Origin of the sequence: Sulfuricaulis sp. (assembly GCF_041499725.1) — a bacterium.
Taxonomy (GTDB): domain Bacteria; phylum Pseudomonadota; class Gammaproteobacteria; order Acidiferrobacterales; family Sulfurifustaceae; genus Sulfuricaulis.
Genome location: NZ_JBGQKW010000001.1, coordinates 76,341 through 95,209, shown reverse-complemented (window position 1 = coordinate 95,209; position 18,869 = coordinate 76,341). Strand labels below are relative to the sequence as shown.

Below are 18,869 nucleotides of genomic sequence, written 5' to 3'. Positions count from 1 at the left end.
TTGCCGCACGCCAACCTGATAAATCGCTTCGAATGAAAAAAATAACAGCGGCACTGCTCTTATGCCTCTTGCGCGCGCCTGTCGGTCTGGCCATGGAGCCATTTGTGGTGAAGGACATCCGTGTGGATGGCCTGCAACGTATCGCGGCGGGTACCGTCTTCAATTATCTGCCGGTCAAGGTGGGCGATACGCTGACCGAGCAGAAATCCCAGGAAGCCGTGCGCGTCCTGTTCAAGACGGGTTTTTTCCGCGACGTGCGTCTCGATCACGACAAGAATGTGCTGATCGTAAACGTCATTGAACGGCCGTCGATTGCCGGCATCAAGATCGCCGGCACCAAGGAGATGTCCGAAGAGGACCTCAAGAAAGGCCTGAAGGAAATCGGGCTTGCCGAAGGCCGGGTGTTCAACAAATCGCTTCTTGACCGCGTCGAACAGGAATTGCGGCAGCAGTATTTCGCGCGCGGTTTTTACGCCGTCACCATTCGTCCCACGGTGACGCCGTTGGAGCGCAATCGCGTGGACATCAACATCGAAGTGGCGGAAGGCGAAGTGGCGCGCATTCGTGAAATGAACCTCGTCGGCAATCATCTTTTTTCCGATAAACAACTGCTGAAACTATTCACCCTGGGCCCAAAGTCCTGGTACGCCTTTTTCTCGAGCCGTGACAAATATTCCAAGCAGAAGCTTGCCGGCGACTTGGAACGGCTGCGCAATTTCTACCAGGATCAGGGATTCCTGGAGTTCAATATCGACTCCACGCAGGTTTCGATCTCGCCGGACAAGGAGAAGATTTACATCACGGTCAATATCACCGAGGGCAAGAAGTACACCGTCACCGGCTTCAAGCTTGCCGGTACCTTCGTGGTGCCGGAAAAGGATTTGAGCGATCTGGTCAGCATCAAGGCCGGCAACGTCTTCTCGCGCAAGGAGGTCACCGAATCCACCAAGAAGATGTCCGACCGTCTCGCCAACGATGGCTATGCCTTCGCCAACGTCAACGCGATCCCCGACGTGGACAAGGATAAATCTCAGGTATCCTTCACCTTTTTTGTGGACCCGGGCCGGCGTGTCTACGTGCGCAGGGTCAATTTCTCGGGCAACGTGGCCACGCGCGATGAAGTATTGCGCCGTGAGATGCGCCAGATGGAAGGCGGGTGGTATAACGCCGAGAAAATCCAGCGTTCACGCGTGCGTCTGCAGCGGCTTGGTTTCTTCGACGACGTCAACGTAGAGACACCGGCGGTGCCGGGCGTGGCCGATCAGGTGGACGTCAACGTCAGCGTCAAGGAACGTCCCACCGGCAATCTGCTGCTGGGTGTCGGTTATTCGGACACCGATGGCTTGTTGTTGAACGCCAGTATCACGCAAAGCAACCTGTTCGGCAGCGGCAAGGAACTCGGTTTCAGCTTCGACAACTCGCGGTCCACGACCAACTTCAATATCCGTTATGTCAATCCGTACTATACCCAGGACGGTATCAGTCGCGGTTTTAACGTTTTTTCCAGCAAGGTCGATGCCAGCGCCGCGAATACGGCGGCGTATATCATCGACACCCAGGGCGTGGGCGTATTTTTCGGCATTCCCTTGAGCGAGGACAACAAGATCGATGTTGGCGCTGACATCGAGAAAATCGATCTGCATACCAACACCAGCAGCGCCCAGGTCGCCCAGGATTTTGTCGCCCAGAATGGTGCCTCGAACACCACCCCGAAGATCACGCTCGGCTGGTCGCATGACACCCTCGACAGTCTGCTTTTGCCAACCTCGGGAACCTTGCAACGTTTTGCCGCCGAAATATCGATTCCTGGCTCTGACATCGAATATTACAAGCTCACCTACTCGATCGGGCGGTATTGGCCGCTCAGCCAGACCTACACCTTTAAGGCCAAGACGGAGCTGGGTTATGGCAATGGTTATGGCGGTATGGATGGATTGCCTTTTTACAAGAACTTCTTCGCCGGCGGCAGTGGCACGGTCCGAGGCTACAAATCGCGTTCATTGGGGCCCAAGGATAGCTTGCCGCCAAACGATCCTATCGGCGGTAACCGCCGTGTATTGGTCAACATGGAACTTCTGTTCCCGCTGCCCGGCTCGTCCGTCGACAACAAATCCATGCGTCTGAGCGTTTTTGCCGATGGCGGCATGGTCTACGGTCCGGGTGTACAGCCGGTGGATCAGAATCAGTTGCGCTATTCCTCCGGTTTGGCGTTTAATTGGTATTCTCCGGTCGGACCGCTTAGTTTCAGCTACGCGATTCCTCTGAATGACAAGCCGGGCGACCACACCGAGTCATTCCAGTTCACGTTGGGCGTGCCATTGCGATAAGTATCAGGAGGCATTTTTGGGAAGCAGAACTCTCGTATTCAAGTCATTAGTGTTTGCCCTTGGCTTCGTTGTCATGGCTGGGTTGGCGAACGCTGCCGATTTCAAGATCGGTTATGTCAATGCCGTCAAGGTTATCGAGGAGGCACCGCAGGGCGAAGCCGCCCTTAAGAAGCTGGAAGCCGAATTTGCCCCACGCGACAAACAGATCGTCGAGATGCAGAACCGGCTCAAGCAGCTGGAACAAGACCTGGAAAAGAATGCGCTGGTGCTCAAGGAAAACGAGCATCGCTCCAAGGAATTCGAGATCGCGACACTCAAGCGTGACTTGCGCCGGGCGACCCAGGAATTCCGGGAAGATTACAACTTGCGACGCAACGAGGAATTGGCGGCACTTCAGAAAATCGTGCAAAAGACGATTGCAGAAATCGCCAAGCAGGAAAATTACGATCTGATACTCGAAAGCGCGGTTTACGCCGGGCCGAAAGTGGATGTTACCGACAAGATCCTCAAGAAGCTGGGAAAAAAATAAGCGCAGATGACCGTTAACCTGGCAGAGCTGGCGCGGCGTTTTCAGGGGAAGGTGCGGGGCGATGCGGATGTCGTCATCGAGGGCGTTGCCAGCTTGCAGACGGCCGGTCCCCGCGATATCGCCTATATCAGTGATCGAAAATACCTGTCTCAGCTTGCCGGCACCAAAGCCGGAGCCGTCATTCTGGCGGAAACCGACGTGGCACACTATTCAGGATCCGCGTTGATCGTCGCCAATCCCCATCTCTGTTTCGCGCAGGTGGCGGACTTGCTGCATCCGACGCCAGGATTCAGGCCGGGCGTGCATCCAACGGCGGTCGTCAGCACCGCCGCGAAGGTGGCGGCGACGGCGTGGATCGGGCCGCATGCGGTGGTCGAGGCTGACGCGATGATTGGAGAGGGTGTGTATATCGGTGCGGGATGTTATGTGGGCGCCCACGCCATGATAGGCTCAAAGACAAGGCTGGTGGCGCACGTGGTGATTGGCGAACGCTGTGTGGCGGGCAATGATTGTCTGTTCCACCCGGGCGCTGTGATAGGAAGCGACGGCTTTGGTTTTGCCAAAGATGGCGAGCAATGGCAAAAGGTGCCGCAGCTCGGCCGCGTGGTTATCGGCGACAAGGTTGAGGTAGGCGCCAACACGACGGTTGACCGTGGCGCGCTGAACGATACGGTCATCGGCGATGGCGTGAAGCTGGATAATCAGATCCAGATTGCGCACAATGTGCGCATCGGCGAGAACACCGCCATCGCCGCCTGCGTGGGGATTGCGGGCAGCACGATCATCGGCAAGCGCTGCACCCTGGGTGGACAGGCGGGCGTCACCGGGCATCTGGAGATTGTCGACGACGTGCATGTCACCGCCGGTTCGCTGGTGACGAGTTCGATCACGCAGCCAGGCGTTTATTCCTCCAGCCTCAAGGCCGAGCCGGTGGAAAAATGGCGCCGCAACGCTGCTAGGTTGCATCATCTGGACGAGATTGTGCAGCGGTTGGCCAAACTGGAAGAAAGATTGCAACAGCATTTCGAGGAGCAAAAAAATTGAATTCGCTGGACATTCACGAAGTCCTCAAATACCTGCCGCATCGCTATCCTTTTCTGCTGGTCGATCGGGTTCTGGACTACACCCGGGATGAGTCGCTGACGGCCCTCAAGAACGTCACGATCAATGAGCCTTTTTTTCAGGGACACTTCCCGCACCACCCCGTCATGCCCGGCGTACTGATCGTGGAAGCCATGGCCCAGGCTTGTGCCATCCTTTCGATGAAGAGCATGGACACCTTGCCCGGTGACGGTTCGGTTTATTACTTTGTCGGCATCGACAGGGCCCGTTTCAAGCGCCCGGTGGAGCCAGGTGATCAGCTGACGTTCAAGGTCGCGGTAAAGCGAAAAATGAAGGGTATCTGGATGTTCGAGGGCGAGGCCTACGTGGGTGAAGAGCTTTGCTGCACTGCCGAACTGATGTGCACTTACAAGGGAATTTGAGTGATCCATCCCCAGGCCATCGTCGATCCGGGCGCGAAAATCGGGAAAAACGTTCATATCGGCCCCTTCAGCGTCATCGGTCCGGGTGTGGAGATCGGTGACGAAACCTGGATCGGTCCGCACGTGGTCATCAATGGACTTACCCGCATCGGAAAAGACAATAAGATATACCAGTTTTCCTCTCTTGGAGAAGCACCGCAGCATCTGGGTTACCAGGGCGAACCTACCCGTCTAGAAATTGGCGACCGGAACGTTATCCGCGAGTACTGCACGCTGAACCGCGCCACCGCCACGAGCGGCGGGGTAACCCATCTGGGCGACGACAATTTCATCATGGCCTACTGCCATGTGGCACATGACTGTCACGTAGGCAACCGCACCATTTTTGCTAACGGCACCAGCCTGGCGGGACATGTCACGGTGGAAGACAATGTCATATTTGGTGGATTCTCGCTGATTCATCAGTTTTGCCGTGTGGGCGCACATTGCATGACGGGTATCGGAACCGTGACGTTCAAGGACATCCCGCCCTATCTGCTGGTCGCCGGCAATACAGCCGTGCCTCATGGACTCAATGTGCGTGGTCTGAAACGCCGAAAATTCTCAAGCGACTCGATCGAAATTTTGAGGAAGGCCTATAAAATCCTATACAAGTCCGGTCTCAGGCTGAACGAGGCCATCGAACAGCTTGAACCCATGACCAAGGACTGCACCGAAGCCATGCATTTCCTGAATTTTATCAAGCATTCAGAACGCGGCATCATACGCTAGTCCGTGGCGATAAAATCCCGAATCCGAATCGGCATCGTAGCGGGGGAGGCGTCTGGCGACATGCTCGGCGCCGGCCTGATTCGCGCCTTGCGGGAGCGAATGCCCGGCGTTTCATTCGAAGGCATCGGCGGCGCACAGATGATGGCGCTGGGTTGCCGCAGCCTTTTCCCTATGGAGCAGCTTTCCATCATCGGCCTTGAGGCCGTCGGAAAATATCCGGAAATCAACGGCCTGCGGAACAAGCTGGCCGATCATTTTCTGAAAAACCCACCGGATCTTTTCATTGGCATCGATGTTCCGGACTTCAATCTCGTGCTGGAGGAGAAGCTCAAGTCCGCCGGCATCCTCACGATGCATTATGTCAGTCCCACGGTCTGGGCCTGGCGCAGATACCGCATACACCGGATCAAACGCGCCGTGGATCACATGCTGACGCTGTTCCCGTTCGAGGCCAGTTTTTATCGCCGGCATCACGTACCGGTCAGCTTCGTGGGTCATCCCCTGGCCGATCAGATTGAGGAAAAATACGATGTCGGTGCTCTTCGCCGGCAGCTTCACTTGCCGCCAAAGGGCAAGGTAGTAGCCTTATTGCCAGGAAGCCGTCTCAGCGAACTCAGGCGCCACGCCGATCTGTTCGTTAAGACCGCCCTGTGGCTGCACAGGCGGCATCCGGACATGTGTTTTGTCGCCCCATTCGTGAGTGCCGAGACGCGGGAAGTTTTCGAGCGCGCCTTGTACCGCCACGGTGCCTGGTTTCTGCCCCTGACCATCGTGACGCATCATTCGCGCGAAGCCATGGCGGCGTCGGACATTGTGCTGCTCGCTTCCGGGACCGCCACGCTCGAAGCCGCCTTACTCAAGAAGCCGATGGTAGTTACCTACAAAATGTCCTGGCTTTCCTATTTATTGATCAGGCCGTTTTTGCATGTGAATTTGTATGCCCTGCCGAACATTCTGGCGGGACGGGCGCTGGTCCCGGAGTTCATGCAGAGTAAGGCTGTACCCGAGACATTGGGAAAAGCTGTCGAACTGTATATTTCGCATCCTGACAAAGCCAAATCCGTCCGGAAAGCGTTGGCTGATATCCACCATACTCTGCGCCGCAAGGCGAACAGGCGCGCGGCAGACGCCGCGATTAATTTGTTGAAAGCCCGAAAGCATTCGAAAACCATCTGACACGCCGATCACTTACATGGAATTGGCACTTTTTGTACACAAGCTAATTGCCGGCGTGGATGAGGTGGGCCGAGGACCGCTCGCGGGGCCTGTGGTTGCCGCGGCTGTGATTCTCGACGAGACAAAACCTATCGAGGGCTTGGCTGATTCCAAGGTGTTGAGCGCCACCCGACGCGAAGAACTTGCTCACCTGATACGAGAACGTGCGCTTTGCTGGGCATTGGGCAGGGCGGAAGTGGAAGAAATCGACCGGCTCAATATATTGCGGGCCAGTCTGCTCGCCATGAAACGTGCTGTTGAGGCGCTTTCTCTGCCTCCAGAGCTGGTACTGGTGGACGGCAATCAGGCGCCTGACCTTGGTTGTCCCGTACACACCGTGATTCGGGGGGATGCCTCGGTCCCGGCCATCTCAGCAGCCTCGATTTTGGCCAAGGTCGCACGCGATGCCGAGATGTGCGTACTGGACAGCCGTTTCCCGGGCTATGGATTTTCAAAGCACAAGGGCTATCCTACGGTTGCACATTTGCATGCATTGGAGATACAAGGGATTAGCTCAATTCATCGGCGGACTTTTGGACCGGTACGGCGACTTCTGGATAAGTTATAACTTCTGTAACTATGTGTATATCATAGGAAATCCAGGAATTATCGGCATTGCACCAATTTAGACGCTTTCACAATATCAAGATTTTACTTTAAGTTTCAAGTAAACTCCCCACAGCCTACGGGATAACTGGCGGTGTGACTGAAGGGATTCGTTTCAATTACCGTAAATTGATCTTGTTGTACGTGCAGAAATAGAAATGCCAGTGATTACCTGTTTGGATATGAGCGAGTTGGTTCGATTTTCCTGCGCAAGTACATAATACCCTACATATCAGCCGTAATTACCCTCATTTAGTCCATCTGCATGCCTGTTCGTCATCATTTTGGTGTCTATGTTTTCATGGCGGCTTGTCTGTCTGCAACGCTATCCATGCCGTTGGTGTGCGGGGCAGCCGAGTGGACGGTAGAACCATCAGCGCTTTTTGGCCTCATATACAACGATAACATCAATCTGACTACGCAACCGCATGACAGCGTAAATGGTAACGTTATCACCCCCAGGCTGGACCTGGGGATGCACACGCAGGCATGGCAGGTAACCGGGAGTGCAGAAGCCTCGCGCATACGTTATTCCGGCGATAGCGGGCTAGACCGGAATGACAATGCGTTCAGCCTCTCATCGGCATATCACTCAGAACGCAATACATGGCAGTTGGATGCTAATAGCACGCGTGACACGCCATTAGCTGGCCAGCAGACGAGCGCCGACACGGGTGCGGTACAGACTCAGACTATCAGGGAATCGCATGGCTTTAGCCCCTCATGGACGCGAATGCTGACAGAAAATATAAAGCTTCAATTGATGTATCAATTGAACGACACATCATATGTAAATGGTCAGAGCGTGGGTTTATACGATTATCGCTATAGTACTGCTAGCACGACGTTATCCAACCAGTTGTCCGAGAACAGCCAGGTTTTTGTGACAGGAAGTTATTCATCATTTCATGTTCCCGCCACCGGCAATGATTCTACCACCCGCTCCTTTCAGGTAGGAATTACCCAGAATTTTTCTGAAAGCATGAAGGGCACATTACAGGCTGGCGCGCGCAGGACAGAAACATTGATTCAGGGCGGGCAGCCTGTTTATACGCGATTTTCAACACCTTTCGGTGTCGTTCTTATACAAACCGGCGTGACATCGGATGCTCGCAGCCAGGTAACGAGTTCCGTGTTCAGCGGGAGTCTTGAGAAGAAATATGAACTTACAAGAATGAGTGCTTCCTTGAGCCGCTCGCTTGTTCCCAGCGGATCAGGTTCAGTGGTCTTACAGGATTCATTCGACTTTGGGTTGAATAGGGAAATAACCTCCCGTTTGTCCGCCTTTATCAATTTGAATTCACTCAAAATCAGCAATGATCAAAGCAATATTTCCAACAATAATAATGTTTATTATCATGCTGAAACCGGCGTCAATTGGGCGTGGTCACAAGAATGGAGTTTGAATATGAGTTATGGTTATTCACGCGTGAAACGTGAATCTGAAGACAAAGCGGCAACGGGAAATGCCGTGTATCTGACATTGATATATCGACCGCTGAAAACGTCTATTTCACGATGAAAAACAAAATGTTAATAGAAATACTATAGTTTAGTTATGCGCCTGAGTGAAAATCAGTGTGTAATATGGGGTCAAGTAAAACATAGCTTTAGTGCAATTTTTTTAACTTCAAATGGCAACTAATTAAAATGATGGAAGAACATACTAAAGAATTGAGTGATTACATTGACGCCTTTCGCCGGAGGCGAACTTCGATTCTGTCCATAGCAACAGTATTTTTTGCCATCAGCATAATTGCCGCTTTGGCATGGCCGCCGGTCTATCGTTCGATGGCCACAATATTAATTGAAGAACAGGAAGTCCCGTCCGATCTTATTCGTTCGACAATCACGAGCTACGCTACCCAGCGTATTCAGACGATCAATCAGCGTGTTATGACGCGCGCCAATCTCATGCAGATCATCGAGAAGTATGATCTTTATCACGGCAAGCGTAAGCAGGAAACGACCGAGGAAATTCTGGAACGCATGCGCAAGGACGTTAATGTCCTGATGATTAATGCGGATGTCATCGATCCGCGTAGTGGCCGACCGACAGCGGCAACGGTTGCTTTTACCTTGTCGTTTGATGGTGAAGGCGCTGAAATGGCCCAAAAGGTTGCTAGTGAGCTGACCACGCTTTATCTCAATGAAAACCTGAAAAATCGCGCGGAAAAGGCGTCAGAAACGTACACCTTTCTCACTACGGAAGCGGACAAGCTCAGAGAGCACATTACCGAGCTTGAAACGCAGCTTGCTGCTTTCAAGGAAAAAAATGCGGACCGCCTACCGCAACTCGCTGGGCTGAACACGCAGTTGAGGGAACGCACGGAAACCGAATTACGTGATGTAGATAATCAATTACGTTCGATGGATGACCGCAAGTTTTATCTTGAAGGCCAGTTGGGACAGATGAATCCGTTGACTCCCACGATGGGCGAGAGTGGCCAACAGATATTGGATCCTGTAACACAATTGAAAACGTTACGCTCGCAATATATTAGTGCGACTTCCAAATATTCGCCCGACCATCCCGATGTGGTCCGTTTGCGTCGTCAAATCGAAGGCTTGGAAAAAGAGACCGGTTCCGTCAATTCGACCACGGAACAAGCCAAGGAACTTGCCGCGCTGCGCACGGAGCTGGCAGCAGCTCGGGAAAAATATTCGGCAGAACATCCGGATGTCATTCGCCTGACAAAGGCCGTAGCGGCCCAGGAGGAAGGTCTTAAACATAAACCTACACCTACACCCGAATCGGAAGCTGCCAAGAATAATCCCGATAACCCCGCCTATCTGACCCTGCAGGCCCAGCTTGCAGGAATCAAGAGCGAGGTTCAGTCCCTTAAAGTCCAGCGTGAGCAACTAAAAACAAAGCTCACTGACTACGAAAAACGATTGCAACAGACACCGGATGTTGAACGTAAATACCTGGTACTGAACAGGGATTATGAGAATTCTGTGTTGCGGTACCAGGAACTGACAGCGAAACAAAATGTTGCTCAGGTGGGACAAGAGCTTGAGAAAGAGCGCAAGGGTGAACGTTTTTCGCTAATCGATCCACCGCAGCTTCCGGAAAAACCCCTTAAGCCAAATCGTCCAGCAATTATCATTGTAGGATTCTTGTTATCCATTGGCAGTAGCTTGGGGTTTGCTACTGTGGCGGAAAGCATGGATAGTTCGATACGTGGCGTGCGTGGCGTAATAAGTGTACTGGAGTATCCGCCATTGTCGGTGATACCGTATTTGCCAACCGGCGAAGATCTGGCGAAAGCCGGAAACACCAGGAAAATCATTATCGCTTTTGTTGCAAGCGGCTTCGTGTTGCTTGTGCTGCTGGTTCATTTCTTCTGGACCCCGCTGGACGTTCTGTGGTTCAAAGGTCTGCGCAAAGTAGATACCGTTATCGGTGGTTAGCATGGTCATCGTTATCAACCAATATCCTTATTGACTCAATCTAAAATTCATTATTGGCCAGCCATATTTATGGAACGAATCAAACAGGCGCTTGAAAAAGCGCGATTAGAACGTCAAACATCGGGAGGAACATCTGCGTCACCGCCCCGTTCAGGCAGCGCTGATATTTCCGCGCCGGTGAGATATACGCACACTCGTACAGTGAATACGGCTAAGAGTATTTTGCAGGAACGACGGATTATTTCCGGATTTGAGCAAAACGAATTTACCAACGCATACAAGATGCTGCGCACACAGGTGTTTCAGCGTTTACGCGAAAAAGGCTGGAATTCTCTTGCGGTCACAAGTCCTGGCCTTAATGAAGGCAAGACACTGACAGCTATTAACCTCGCCATCAGTCTTGCCATGGAAGTTAACTATACAGTTCTGCTGGTTGACGCGGATTTGCGTCATCCCAGCGTGCATAGCTATTTTGGGATTGAAGCTGAAAGTGGATTGAGCGATTACCTTACGGCGGATAAACCTCTGTCCGAGTTGTTGATCCATCCGGAGGAAATTCCAGGTCTGGTGATATTGCCGGGCGGTAAGCCGCTTGCCAATTCCGCGGAGATGTTAAATTCACCAAAAATGGCGCGGCTCGTGGAAGAACTGAAAACGCGATACCCCTCGCGCATCATTTTATTCGATCTGCCGCCATTACTGGGTGTAGCGGATACGCTGGCGTTCTCTCCTTATGTCGATGCTGCCCTGCTTGTCATAGAGGACGGGAAAACCCAGGCAGAAGACGTGAAACGGGCTATTGGCCTGTTGCAGGGGACCAATCTGATCGGCACGGTCTTAAATAAATCCTGGACCAATGTCCAGCAGGAAGGAGACACATCCTGGATGTGGTCTGCCCACCTGCGGGATGCCGCACAATTATTTCGCACAGCGGCGATGAGTGGATTCAACCGTTTGCGGAGGAGAAATAGCTAGTTTATGTACGAAGCCTTTTACGGACTCCGGAGCAAGCCATTCTCTCTCTTGCCTGATCCGGAGTTTCTTTATCTCAGCAAGAAACACCAGATGGCGCTGACGCTACTGGAATACGGTCTGATGAATCAGGCCAGCTTCAGCGTTATCACGGGCGATATCGGCACCGGTAAGACCACGCTGATCCGCCAGCTCCTCAACCAGATGGAGCGCGACATGGTGGTAGGGCTGATCAGCAACACGCATCCCTCGTTCGGCGAACTGCTTCAATGGATATTGATGGCATTTAACCTTGAGTGCAGCAGCAAGGACAAGGTTGAAATGTACAAGACCTTCATGGATTTCCTGATAAAGCAGTATGCGGCCAATCGTCGCTCGATTCTGATCATAGACGAGGCCCAGAACATGAGCCCACAAGCGCTGGAAGAACTGCGCATGCTCTCTAATGTCAATAGCGATAAGGATCTGGTGTTGCAGGTGATACTTGCGGGCCAGCCAGGGTTGCGTGACAACCTGCGAGATCCGCGCCTGGAGCAGTTCGCGCAGCGCATCGCCGTTGACTACAACCTCACATCGCTCAATTCCGAAGAGACGCGCGAGTACATCCGGCACCGGTTGCGTATCGCCGGTGGAAACCCCGATATGTTCGATGACGAGGCCTGCGAGGCGGTGTTCCGCTACAGCGGCGGTATACCCCGGTTGGTCAACCTGCTGTGCGACACGGCACTCGTGTATGGCTATGCCGAACAGGTGTCTCGCATCGGCGCGCAACTCATCGAAGACGTTGCTCGCGACAAGCAGCAAAGCCGGATACTGCCTCTGCGGCAGCAGGTGCCCGTGACTATCGACAAGGCGCACAATCAGACGCCGGACCAGCCTGTCGGCAAAAAGGGTCGTGCCGTTTCCGGAGGTTCTGGGCGAAAGCTGCGTGTTGCCATCGCCTCCGATTCGGAACGGCAACGAAATTATCTCAAAATGTTGCTCGAGCGGTCCGGACTGCAGGTGGTGGTGGCCGTGGCCGTCGATGAAGAACTCATCGAACAACTGGACCGGGAGAACGTGGATGTACTGCTGATGGATCTGGACGAGGGAGTTGCCCGCAGATCGTACGATCTGGACCGGTTGATAGATCAGGTGCAGAGTAAATGCAAGATACCGGTCCTGTTCAATGACAGTTCCTCGGCCGGCACAGGCGGTGCTATTTCAGACCTTGGCCGGAAGTTGAGCCTTAAACTTACTTCGTTGATCGGCCGGGGCTGATGGCCCCTGCAGTCGCTTCGCATACCTCTAGCACCATGTCCCGGAAATAACTTTCCATATGCCAGGCGTTGTGCTTTCCATGTTCCTTCACTCTGTAGCCTGGATGAAGGCGCGAAGCGCCGGAATCCGGAGTCTTTCGAGAAAACCTGGATTCCGCTTCATTCCATCCAGGCTACACACCCATACGATGCTAGCGTGATACCTCATCATGGCCGGTGAAACTATTCTTGTTGTCGGCGGTGCAGGCTATATCGGGTCGCACATGGTCAAAGACCTGGTTCGCGCAGATAAAAATGTTGTGGTCCTGGATAATCTCTCGCGCGGTCATCGCGATCTTGTACCCGGTGGCGTTTTTGTCGAAGGAGACCTGGGCGATTCCACCTTGCTTGACCGTGTCTTTTCAGAATACAAAATCGACGCTGTCATGCATTTTGCGGCGTATTCGCTGGTTGGCGAATCGGTTGAGAGCCCACTGGCTTATTACCGGAATAATATATCTCGCACCATTGAGCTACTGGAGGCAATGATCCGCCATGCGGTACGCCGCTTCATATTTTCTTCCACCGCCGCCGTCTATGGAGAACCTGAGAGCCTGCCTATTACCGAGGAGCACCCGTGCAGACCGACTAATCCGTACGGGGAGTCAAAGCTCGCGGTAGAGCAGTTGCTGGCGGACTGCGCGCGTGCAGGTGATTTGCAATACGTTTCGCTTCGTTATTTTAACGCTGCTGGCGCGGATGTGTCCGGAGATTTGGGCGAGCGACACGGTCCGGAGACGCACCTTATTCCGCTCGTTTTGCAGGCTGCCTTGGGCGAAAGGGAGGGCATTCAGGTATTCGGGACGGATTATCCGACTTCTGATGGCACTTGCTTGCGGGATTATGTTCATGTCAGCGATCTGACACGGGCGCACTTGCTGGCGCTGCAAAGACTGACGTCGGGCGGAAATAATGCGATCTACAATCTAGGCAACAGCAAGGGATATTCCGTGCGCGAGGTGATTGAAACAGCCCGCCGGGTGACGGGTCACTCCATTCCCACGGTTGCTTCCGGCAGGAGGGCGGGGGATCCGGCTGTGCTTGTCGCCGATTCAGGAAAAATCCGCGGCGAGTTGGGCTGGAAGCCGCGTTATGAAGATTTGCAAACAATTATTGAAACGGCTTGGGTTTGGCATCAGCGTGAAGCACAGCGCAAAAAAAACCACCGCAGCGAAACCGCGGTGGATTTACAGGTGCCGGCCAAGGATTAAGAAGCTACTGAGCCTATCGTCGTTCCCGAGAAAGGGGAATCCAGAATTCCGGGTGATTCATGGATTCCGCCACGCGAGGATGCTTGTTCAGAATTTCCTTAGATAAACAGGCAGACGTTGGATTGTGCCGCGACGGGCAGGAAGTAAGTAGCGCCGACGTAATCCTTGACCTCAGGAATAAAATCATCCTTGCTGAACCCGAAGACATCGACGGTCATCTGGCAGGCAACCATCTTGACGCCGGCTTCCAGACAGAGGTCGCGCAACTCACCTATTGTTGCAACGCCCTTGTTCTTGAAAGTTTTCTTCATCAGTACCGTGGCCATTTTTTCGAATCCGGGGATGCCAGCCATGACTACATTCGGCATCGGCCAGACAAAATTCTGGAACCATTTCGGACCAAACGGCATTTTCATGGGCATGGCCGGATTACCGAGCGGGCTGACTTCTGCATCGATGTCCTTCTTCAGGAGCAGCAGGCCGTAGAAGGTGAAGAAAATCGAAACATCCCAGCCGAGCGCCGAGCCGGTGGAGGCGAGGATGAACGGGGGGTAAGCCCAGTCCAGCGTGCCTTTGGTGGCGATGATGGCCATGCTCGGCGTTTTATTGGCTTCGATTTCTTCCAGTTTCTTGGGCAGGACCTTGTCGAGGTACTGATTGATTGACTGCTCAAGATTCGCTTCCATTTTAGGCATCGTAGTTGTTGACATTTACCATCCTCCAGTACATTGATTGAGCGTGGGCTACGTAATATGTAAAGTCACGCCCGATTGAACGTGCGCACCACCCACAGGTTTACCTAGTTTTATCGTTGACGGTTAAGGTATTTTTGAGGTTAAGTACCTGCAAAGATGTTAATATGCTTAGCTGTTCTTTATTAGTCAAGTTTTACTCCTTGGCAAAACTTTGAAATGAGATGAAGTTGCAAGACGCTAACAGGCTATGTGCTGCTCAGCATAACACATTGAATAATAAGTAATATTAAAATAGATAATTTCAGGGCGTTTCGTAACCTAGGGAGCATGGTAAGTCCCTGACGCAGCCCGCAATTCAACCACAATTCCCGGCACGAGAACGTCAAGTATGCACAGGCGGTCTGGTTAAACATTTATACAAGTAGTTAGAAAATGAGCAAGAAACCGATACTGGTAACCGGTGGGGCAGGATTTATCGGGTCCAATTTCATATTGGACTGGATTGCGAACCACGATTCACCGGTGATTAATCTGGACAAGCTCACCTATGCCGGGAATCTCAGGAATCTGTCCAGCCTGAAAAATGACCCACGACATACATTTGTAAAAGGGGATATTAACGATCTGGCGTTGGTGGAAAAACTGCTGAACCATTATAAGCCTTACGCCATTATAAACTTTGCGGCGGAAAGCCATGTTGACCGTTCAATCCACGGACCCCGGGATTTCATCCAAACCAATATAAACGGTACTTTCCAATTGCTATCCGCGGCCCGTGCTTATTGGGAAGGCCTTGATGGCGAGGACAAGGCCGCATTCCGGTTTTTGCACATTTCGACGGATGAGGTATACGGTTCGCTCGGACCCAACGATCCCCCATTTACCGAAACCACGTCCTATGCACCGAACAGCCCATACTCCGCTTCCAAGGCGGCATCGGATCATTTGGTCCGTGCTTTTTATCACACCTATGGCCTACCCACGCTGACATCCAATTGTTCGAACAATTATGGTCCTTATCAGTTTCCAGAGAAACTAATTCCCCTGATTGTGCTGAATGCCCTGAACAGGAAACCGTTGCCGGTATACGGCGACGGTCTCAACGTGCGTGACTGGCTGTATGTAGGCGATCATTGCAACGCGCTTCGCCTTATTCTGTCAAAAGGGAAAGCCGGAGTGGTCTACAATATCGGTGGTTGCAGTGAAAGAACGAACATCGAAGTCGTGCGCGCTATTTGCGCCATACTCGATGAGTTGAAGCCATCTTCCGGCGTGACTCCATACGCTTCACTCATCACGTTCATCAAAGATCGTCCGGGACATGACCGGCGTTACGCCATCGATGCGCGCAAGATCGAGCGTGAACTGGGATGGAAACCGGCGGAAAGATTTGAGACGGGAATCCGTAAAACAGTGCAATGGTATCTTGACAACATGGAATGGGTGAAGAATGTTGCCAGCGGGGAATATCAGAAATGGCTGGACATCAATTACAGTGACCGAGGAACGTCATGAAAGGCATCATTCTGGCGGGAGGATCTGGAACGCGGCTGTACCCGGTGACCCACGTGGTTTCCAAGCAGCTGCTGCCGATCTATGACAAGCCGATGATTTACTATCCCCTGACCACGCTGATGCTGGCGGGGATCAAAGATTTACTTGTCATCTCGACCCCGCAAGATATTCCCCGATTCGAACAATTGCTGAGGGATGGCAACGAATGGGGGCTGAGCATTTCCTATGCGATACAGCCAAATCCAGAAGGCATCGCACAGGCTTTCATTATCGGCGAGAAGTTTATTGGCAATGACGCGTGCGCGCTGATACTGGGCGATAATATTTTTTACGGCCATGAATTGACCGTTGACCTGCAGAAGGCCAGAAGCAAACAGGCGGGCGCGACCGTCTTTGCTTATCCCGTTCACGATCCAGAACGCTACGGCGTTGTGGAATTCGACCCGTCAAAGAAGGCGCTGTCCATCGAAGAAAAGCCCAAGAGGCCTAAATCCCGCTATGCGGTGACCGGTTTGTATTTTTATGACAATCAAGTAGTGAGCATGGCCAAATCTCTGCGGCCCTCCCTCCGGGGAGAATTGGAAATTACCGATGTAAATAGAATTTACCTCGAGCAAGGCCGGCTGGATGTCATGGTGATGGGGCGAGGCATAGCCTGGTTGGATACAGGCACGCATGAATCCCTTCTTGAGGCTTCTCTCTTTATCGGGACCATCGAGAAACGACAGGGGCTCAAGATAGCCTGTCCGGAAGAGATTGCCTATCGCATGGGCTACATAACGGCTGAACAACTGGAAAAACTGGCTGGCCGCATGAGCAAGAATGGTTATGGCCAGTATCTGCTTGGGGTGTTGCAGGAGCAGGTCTTCTAATGAATGTAATTCAGACAAACATTTCTGGCGTGCTTATCGTGGAACCCAAAGTTTTCGCTGATGCGCGCGGTTTTTTTTACGAGAGCTTCAATAAAAAGCTTATGCAGGTGGCAGGCATTGTGGGAGATTTTGTGCAGGATAATCACTCGCGCTCGGTCAGGAATGTATTGCGCGGCCTGCATTACCAAATCAGACAACCGCAGGGTAAGTTGATCAGGGTGCTTGTGGGCGAAGTATTTGATGTGGCGGTAGACATCCGCCGGAGTTCGCCGACGTTCGGTAAATGGGTTGGTTTCAATCTGTCGGCGCAAAACAGGCGCATGGCATGGGTTCCGCTGGGATTCGCGCACGGCTTTCTCGTGTTATCTGAATATGCCGAGGTTCTGTACAAGACCACCGATTATTGGGCGCCTCAATTTGAGCGTACGATCATTTGGAATGATGGCAGCCTTGGAATAACCTGGCCGATTCAGGGAGATCCGCAACTTTCCGCAAAGGATATTGCAGGCGTAACAATCAATGAGGCAGAGGTATTTGAGTGAGAAAGATCCTTCTCACCGGCAAAAATGGGCAGGTTGGATGGGAACTGCAGCGCACGCTCGCACCACTGGGCGATGTTGTCGCCGTCGGTCACCAGGAGATGGATCTGGCCGATCCGGATTCAGTCAGGAGGATGATCAGGGAGGTCCGGCCTCATCTTATCGTCAATGCTGGCGCCTACACCGCGGTGGACAAGGCGGAATCCGAACCCAATCTGGCCATGGCCATTAATGGCGTGGCGCCGGGTATCATGGCGGAAGAAGCCAAGCGGCTGAACGCGGCTATCATTTATTATTCCACGGATTATGTCTTTGACGGCACTAAAAAACTTCCCTACATCGAAGACGATGCGCCGAATCCTCTGAATGTCTATGGCCAGACCAAGCTGGCTGGCGAGCGGGCCATCCAGGCAACGGGGGTGCCACATCTAATATTAAGAACAAGCTGGGTCTATGGCGCCCGCGGCAGGAATTTTCTTTTGACGATTCGCAGGCTTGCGCGCGAAAGAAGCGAATTGAAGATTGTTGACGACCAGGTCGGTGCCCCTACATGGTGCCGCATGCTGGCCGAAGTCACGTCTCAAATGCTGTCGCAGCACTATTCATCCGTTAGCCGACCCCCCTCGATTGCAGACATCAGCGGCCTGTATCACGTGGTTTGTGGCGGACATACATCTTGGTATGGCTTCGCCAGGAAAATCCTTGAAGCCGTGTCCGGCCATGCATCTCACGCCATGCCGGAGTTGAAGCCTATTTCCACGACCGAATACCCCACGCCGGCCAAACGACCGTTGAATTCGAAATTGTCGACTGAAAAGCTGCAACGCATGTGTGGCCTGATAGTACCGGCATGGGAGGAGTCGCTTATATTATGTATGAATGAGTCTGAAAGTATTACAACGGTCTAGAACGATGTCTCATTCCAGTGGCTACTGTTTGCTGGCTGGAAGCTGGATGCTGCTGATTTTCTTCCTGTCTTCTCAGTCGTCACTTCCAGCCGTTTCATTCTTCTCGGGGGCTGATCTGCTTTTGCACGCCGTCTTTTACGCTATATTGTGCGTGTTCCTTGCACGGTCGTTCATGGACCCGCAGATCAGGAATTGGAACAGGGTGATTCTCCTGACTGTTCTTGTGACGGCTTACGGGATCACTGATAAATATCACCAGTTCTTTGTTCCGGAACGCAGCGCAAGTATATGGGACGTGCTGGCGGATTTTTGGCGGCCGCCATGCTTTTCTGGCGGGATCGCAAGACGGTTAATATTTCAGAATACAACCTCCCGAATGAATCAAGACGCGTGTAGCACGCTATGGCCCTCCCGCTGAGGGAGGTGTGGCGAAGTTATCGCGAATGTTCACTGGACATTCGCGATAATGAACGTCTGCCTGAAGCGTGGTGAGCGCGAGCTATTTCAATGGGG

18 protein-coding genes are annotated in these 18,869 nt (G+C 52.7%); 17 read left to right on the top strand and 1 reads right to left on the bottom strand.

Translation table 11 applies throughout. The features are described 5' to 3' along the window. The first annotated feature begins 32 nt into the window (after positions 1-32). The 12 genes from bamA (at position 33) to galE (ending at position 13,827) form a co-directional block, all read left to right on the top strand. Positions 33-2,327: an outer membrane protein assembly factor BamA gene (gene bamA, locus ACC569_RS00405; RefSeq protein WP_372521501.1), complete on the top strand. Its 2,295-nt coding sequence runs from the start codon at positions 33-35 to the stop codon at positions 2,325-2,327. Between the two features lie 16 nt (positions 2,328-2,343). Continuing rightward, positions 2,344-2,856, top strand: coding sequence for an OmpH family outer membrane protein (locus ACC569_RS00400; protein WP_372521500.1), 513 nt, complete (start codon positions 2,344-2,346; stop codon positions 2,854-2,856). Between the two features lie 6 nt (positions 2,857-2,862). Next, a complete protein-coding gene (gene lpxD, locus ACC569_RS00395; protein WP_372521499.1) occupies positions 2,863-3,900 on the top strand; it encodes a UDP-3-O-(3-hydroxymyristoyl)glucosamine N-acyltransferase in 1,038 nt (345 codons plus the stop codon). Beyond that, positions 3,897-4,340: a 3-hydroxyacyl-ACP dehydratase FabZ gene (gene fabZ / locus ACC569_RS00390; RefSeq protein WP_372521498.1), complete on the top strand. Its 444-nt coding sequence runs from the start codon at positions 3,897-3,899 to the stop codon at positions 4,338-4,340. Before lpxD ends, fabZ begins: the two co-directional genes overlap by 4 nt. Further along, positions 4,341-5,111 (top strand): acyl-ACP--UDP-N-acetylglucosamine O-acyltransferase, encoded by a 771-nt coding sequence (gene lpxA, locus ACC569_RS00385; protein ID WP_372521497.1) that lies wholly within the window; start codon positions 4,341-4,343, stop codon positions 5,109-5,111. A gap of 3 nt (positions 5,112-5,114) precedes the next feature. Continuing rightward, positions 5,115-6,287 carry a lipid-A-disaccharide synthase gene (gene lpxB, locus ACC569_RS00380; RefSeq protein ID WP_372521496.1) on the top strand — a complete coding sequence of 391 codons (1,173 nt, stop codon included), beginning with the start codon at positions 5,115-5,117 and terminating at the stop codon, positions 6,285-6,287. 16 nt (positions 6,288-6,303) lie between these two features. Further along, on the top strand, positions 6,304-6,894 hold the full coding sequence (gene rnhB, locus ACC569_RS00375; RefSeq protein WP_372521495.1) for a ribonuclease HII: 591 nt from the start codon (positions 6,304-6,306) through the stop codon (positions 6,892-6,894). A 303-nt stretch (positions 6,895-7,197) separates the two neighbouring features. Continuing rightward, complete coding sequence (locus ACC569_RS00370; RefSeq protein ID WP_372521494.1) at positions 7,198-8,454, top strand: surface lipoprotein assembly modifier; 1,257 nt, start codon at positions 7,198-7,200, stop codon at positions 8,452-8,454. Positions 8,455-8,582: 128 nt separating this feature from the next. Next, the gene (locus ACC569_RS00365; RefSeq protein ID WP_372521493.1) at positions 8,583-10,346 is read left to right on the top strand and encodes a GumC family protein; all 1,764 of its coding nucleotides are present in this window, start codon (positions 8,583-8,585) and stop codon (positions 10,344-10,346) included. A 69-nt stretch (positions 10,347-10,415) separates the two neighbouring features. Beyond that, positions 10,416-11,321 (top strand): CpsD/CapB family tyrosine-protein kinase, encoded by a 906-nt coding sequence (locus tag ACC569_RS00360; RefSeq protein ID WP_372521492.1) that lies wholly within the window; start codon positions 10,416-10,418, stop codon positions 11,319-11,321. Between the two features lie 3 nt (positions 11,322-11,324). Beyond that, a complete protein-coding gene (locus ACC569_RS00355) occupies positions 11,325-12,578 on the top strand; it encodes an AAA family ATPase (protein ID WP_372521491.1) in 1,254 nt (417 codons plus the stop codon). A gap of 208 nt (positions 12,579-12,786) precedes the next feature. After that, positions 12,787-13,827: a UDP-glucose 4-epimerase GalE gene (gene galE, locus ACC569_RS00350; protein WP_372521490.1), complete on the top strand. Its 1,041-nt coding sequence runs from the start codon at positions 12,787-12,789 to the stop codon at positions 13,825-13,827. A 98-nt stretch (positions 13,828-13,925) separates the two neighbouring features. On the opposite strand, the gene ACC569_RS00345 is transcribed toward galE, so the two are convergent. Continuing rightward, complete coding sequence (locus ACC569_RS00345) at positions 13,926-14,537, bottom strand: DsrE/DsrF/DrsH-like family protein (RefSeq protein ID WP_372521489.1); 612 nt, start codon at positions 14,535-14,537, stop codon at positions 13,926-13,928. Positions 14,538-14,954: 417 nt separating this feature from the next. Between ACC569_RS00345 and rfbB the strand changes: the two genes are divergently transcribed. The 5 genes from rfbB to ACC569_RS00320 are packed head-to-tail and all read left to right on the top strand — an operon-like array spanning position 14,955 to position 18,774. Continuing rightward, positions 14,955-16,037, top strand: coding sequence for a dTDP-glucose 4,6-dehydratase (gene rfbB, locus ACC569_RS00340; protein ID WP_372521488.1), 1,083 nt, complete (start codon positions 14,955-14,957; stop codon positions 16,035-16,037). Beyond that, entirely contained in the window at positions 16,034-16,909 is an 876-nt protein-coding gene (rfbA, locus tag ACC569_RS00335) for a glucose-1-phosphate thymidylyltransferase RfbA (protein ID WP_372521487.1), read from the top strand. The genes rfbB and rfbA overlap by 4 nt, the downstream gene beginning before the upstream one ends. Next, positions 16,909-17,451: a dTDP-4-dehydrorhamnose 3,5-epimerase gene (gene rfbC, locus ACC569_RS00330; protein ID WP_372521486.1), complete on the top strand. Its 543-nt coding sequence runs from the start codon at positions 16,909-16,911 to the stop codon at positions 17,449-17,451. Before rfbA ends, rfbC begins: the two co-directional genes overlap by 1 nt. Beyond that, on the top strand, positions 17,448-18,356 hold the full coding sequence (gene rfbD, locus ACC569_RS00325; protein WP_372521485.1) for a dTDP-4-dehydrorhamnose reductase: 909 nt from the start codon (positions 17,448-17,450) through the stop codon (positions 18,354-18,356). The genes rfbC and rfbD overlap by 4 nt, the downstream gene beginning before the upstream one ends. Further along, the gene (locus tag ACC569_RS00320; protein ID WP_372521484.1) at positions 18,328-18,774 is read left to right on the top strand and encodes a VanZ family protein; all 447 of its coding nucleotides are present in this window, start codon (positions 18,328-18,330) and stop codon (positions 18,772-18,774) included. Before rfbD ends, ACC569_RS00320 begins: the two co-directional genes overlap by 29 nt. Positions 18,775-18,869 lie beyond the last annotated feature (95 nt).

What these genes read in the sequence shown, in the direction of transcription:
- ACC569_RS00360 (WP_372521492.1), top strand. Translation starts at nt 10,416, where the DNA reads ATGGAACGAATCAAACAGGCGCTTGAAAAAGCGCGATTAGAACGTCAA.
- galE (WP_372521490.1), top strand. Translation starts at nt 12,787, where the DNA reads ATGGCCGGTGAAACTATTCTTGTTGTCGGCGGTGCAGGCTATATCGGG.
- ACC569_RS00320 (WP_372521484.1), top strand. Translation starts at nt 18,328, where the DNA reads ATGAGTCTGAAAGTATTACAACGGTCTAGAACGATGTCTCATTCCAGT.
- rfbC (WP_372521486.1), top strand. Translation starts at nt 16,909, where the DNA reads ATGAATGTAATTCAGACAAACATTTCTGGCGTGCTTATCGTGGAACCC.
- rfbB (WP_372521488.1), top strand. Translation starts at nt 14,955, where the DNA reads ATGAGCAAGAAACCGATACTGGTAACCGGTGGGGCAGGATTTATCGGG.
- ACC569_RS00355 (WP_372521491.1), top strand. Translation starts at nt 11,325, where the DNA reads ATGTACGAAGCCTTTTACGGACTCCGGAGCAAGCCATTCTCTCTCTTG.
- rfbA (WP_372521487.1), top strand. Translation starts at nt 16,034, where the DNA reads ATGAAAGGCATCATTCTGGCGGGAGGATCTGGAACGCGGCTGTACCCG.
- ACC569_RS00370 (WP_372521494.1), top strand. Translation starts at nt 7,198, where the DNA reads ATGCCTGTTCGTCATCATTTTGGTGTCTATGTTTTCATGGCGGCTTGT.
- rnhB (WP_372521495.1), top strand. Translation starts at nt 6,304, where the DNA reads ATGGAATTGGCACTTTTTGTACACAAGCTAATTGCCGGCGTGGATGAG.
- lpxD (WP_372521499.1), top strand. Translation starts at nt 2,863, where the DNA reads ATGACCGTTAACCTGGCAGAGCTGGCGCGGCGTTTTCAGGGGAAGGTG.
- bamA (WP_372521501.1), top strand. Translation starts at nt 33, where the DNA reads ATGAAAAAAATAACAGCGGCACTGCTCTTATGCCTCTTGCGCGCGCCT.
- ACC569_RS00365 (WP_372521493.1), top strand. Translation starts at nt 8,583, where the DNA reads ATGATGGAAGAACATACTAAAGAATTGAGTGATTACATTGACGCCTTT.
- ACC569_RS00345 (WP_372521489.1), bottom strand. Translation starts at nt 14,537, where the DNA reads ATGTCAACAACTACGATGCCTAAAATGGAAGCGAATCTTGAGCAGTCA.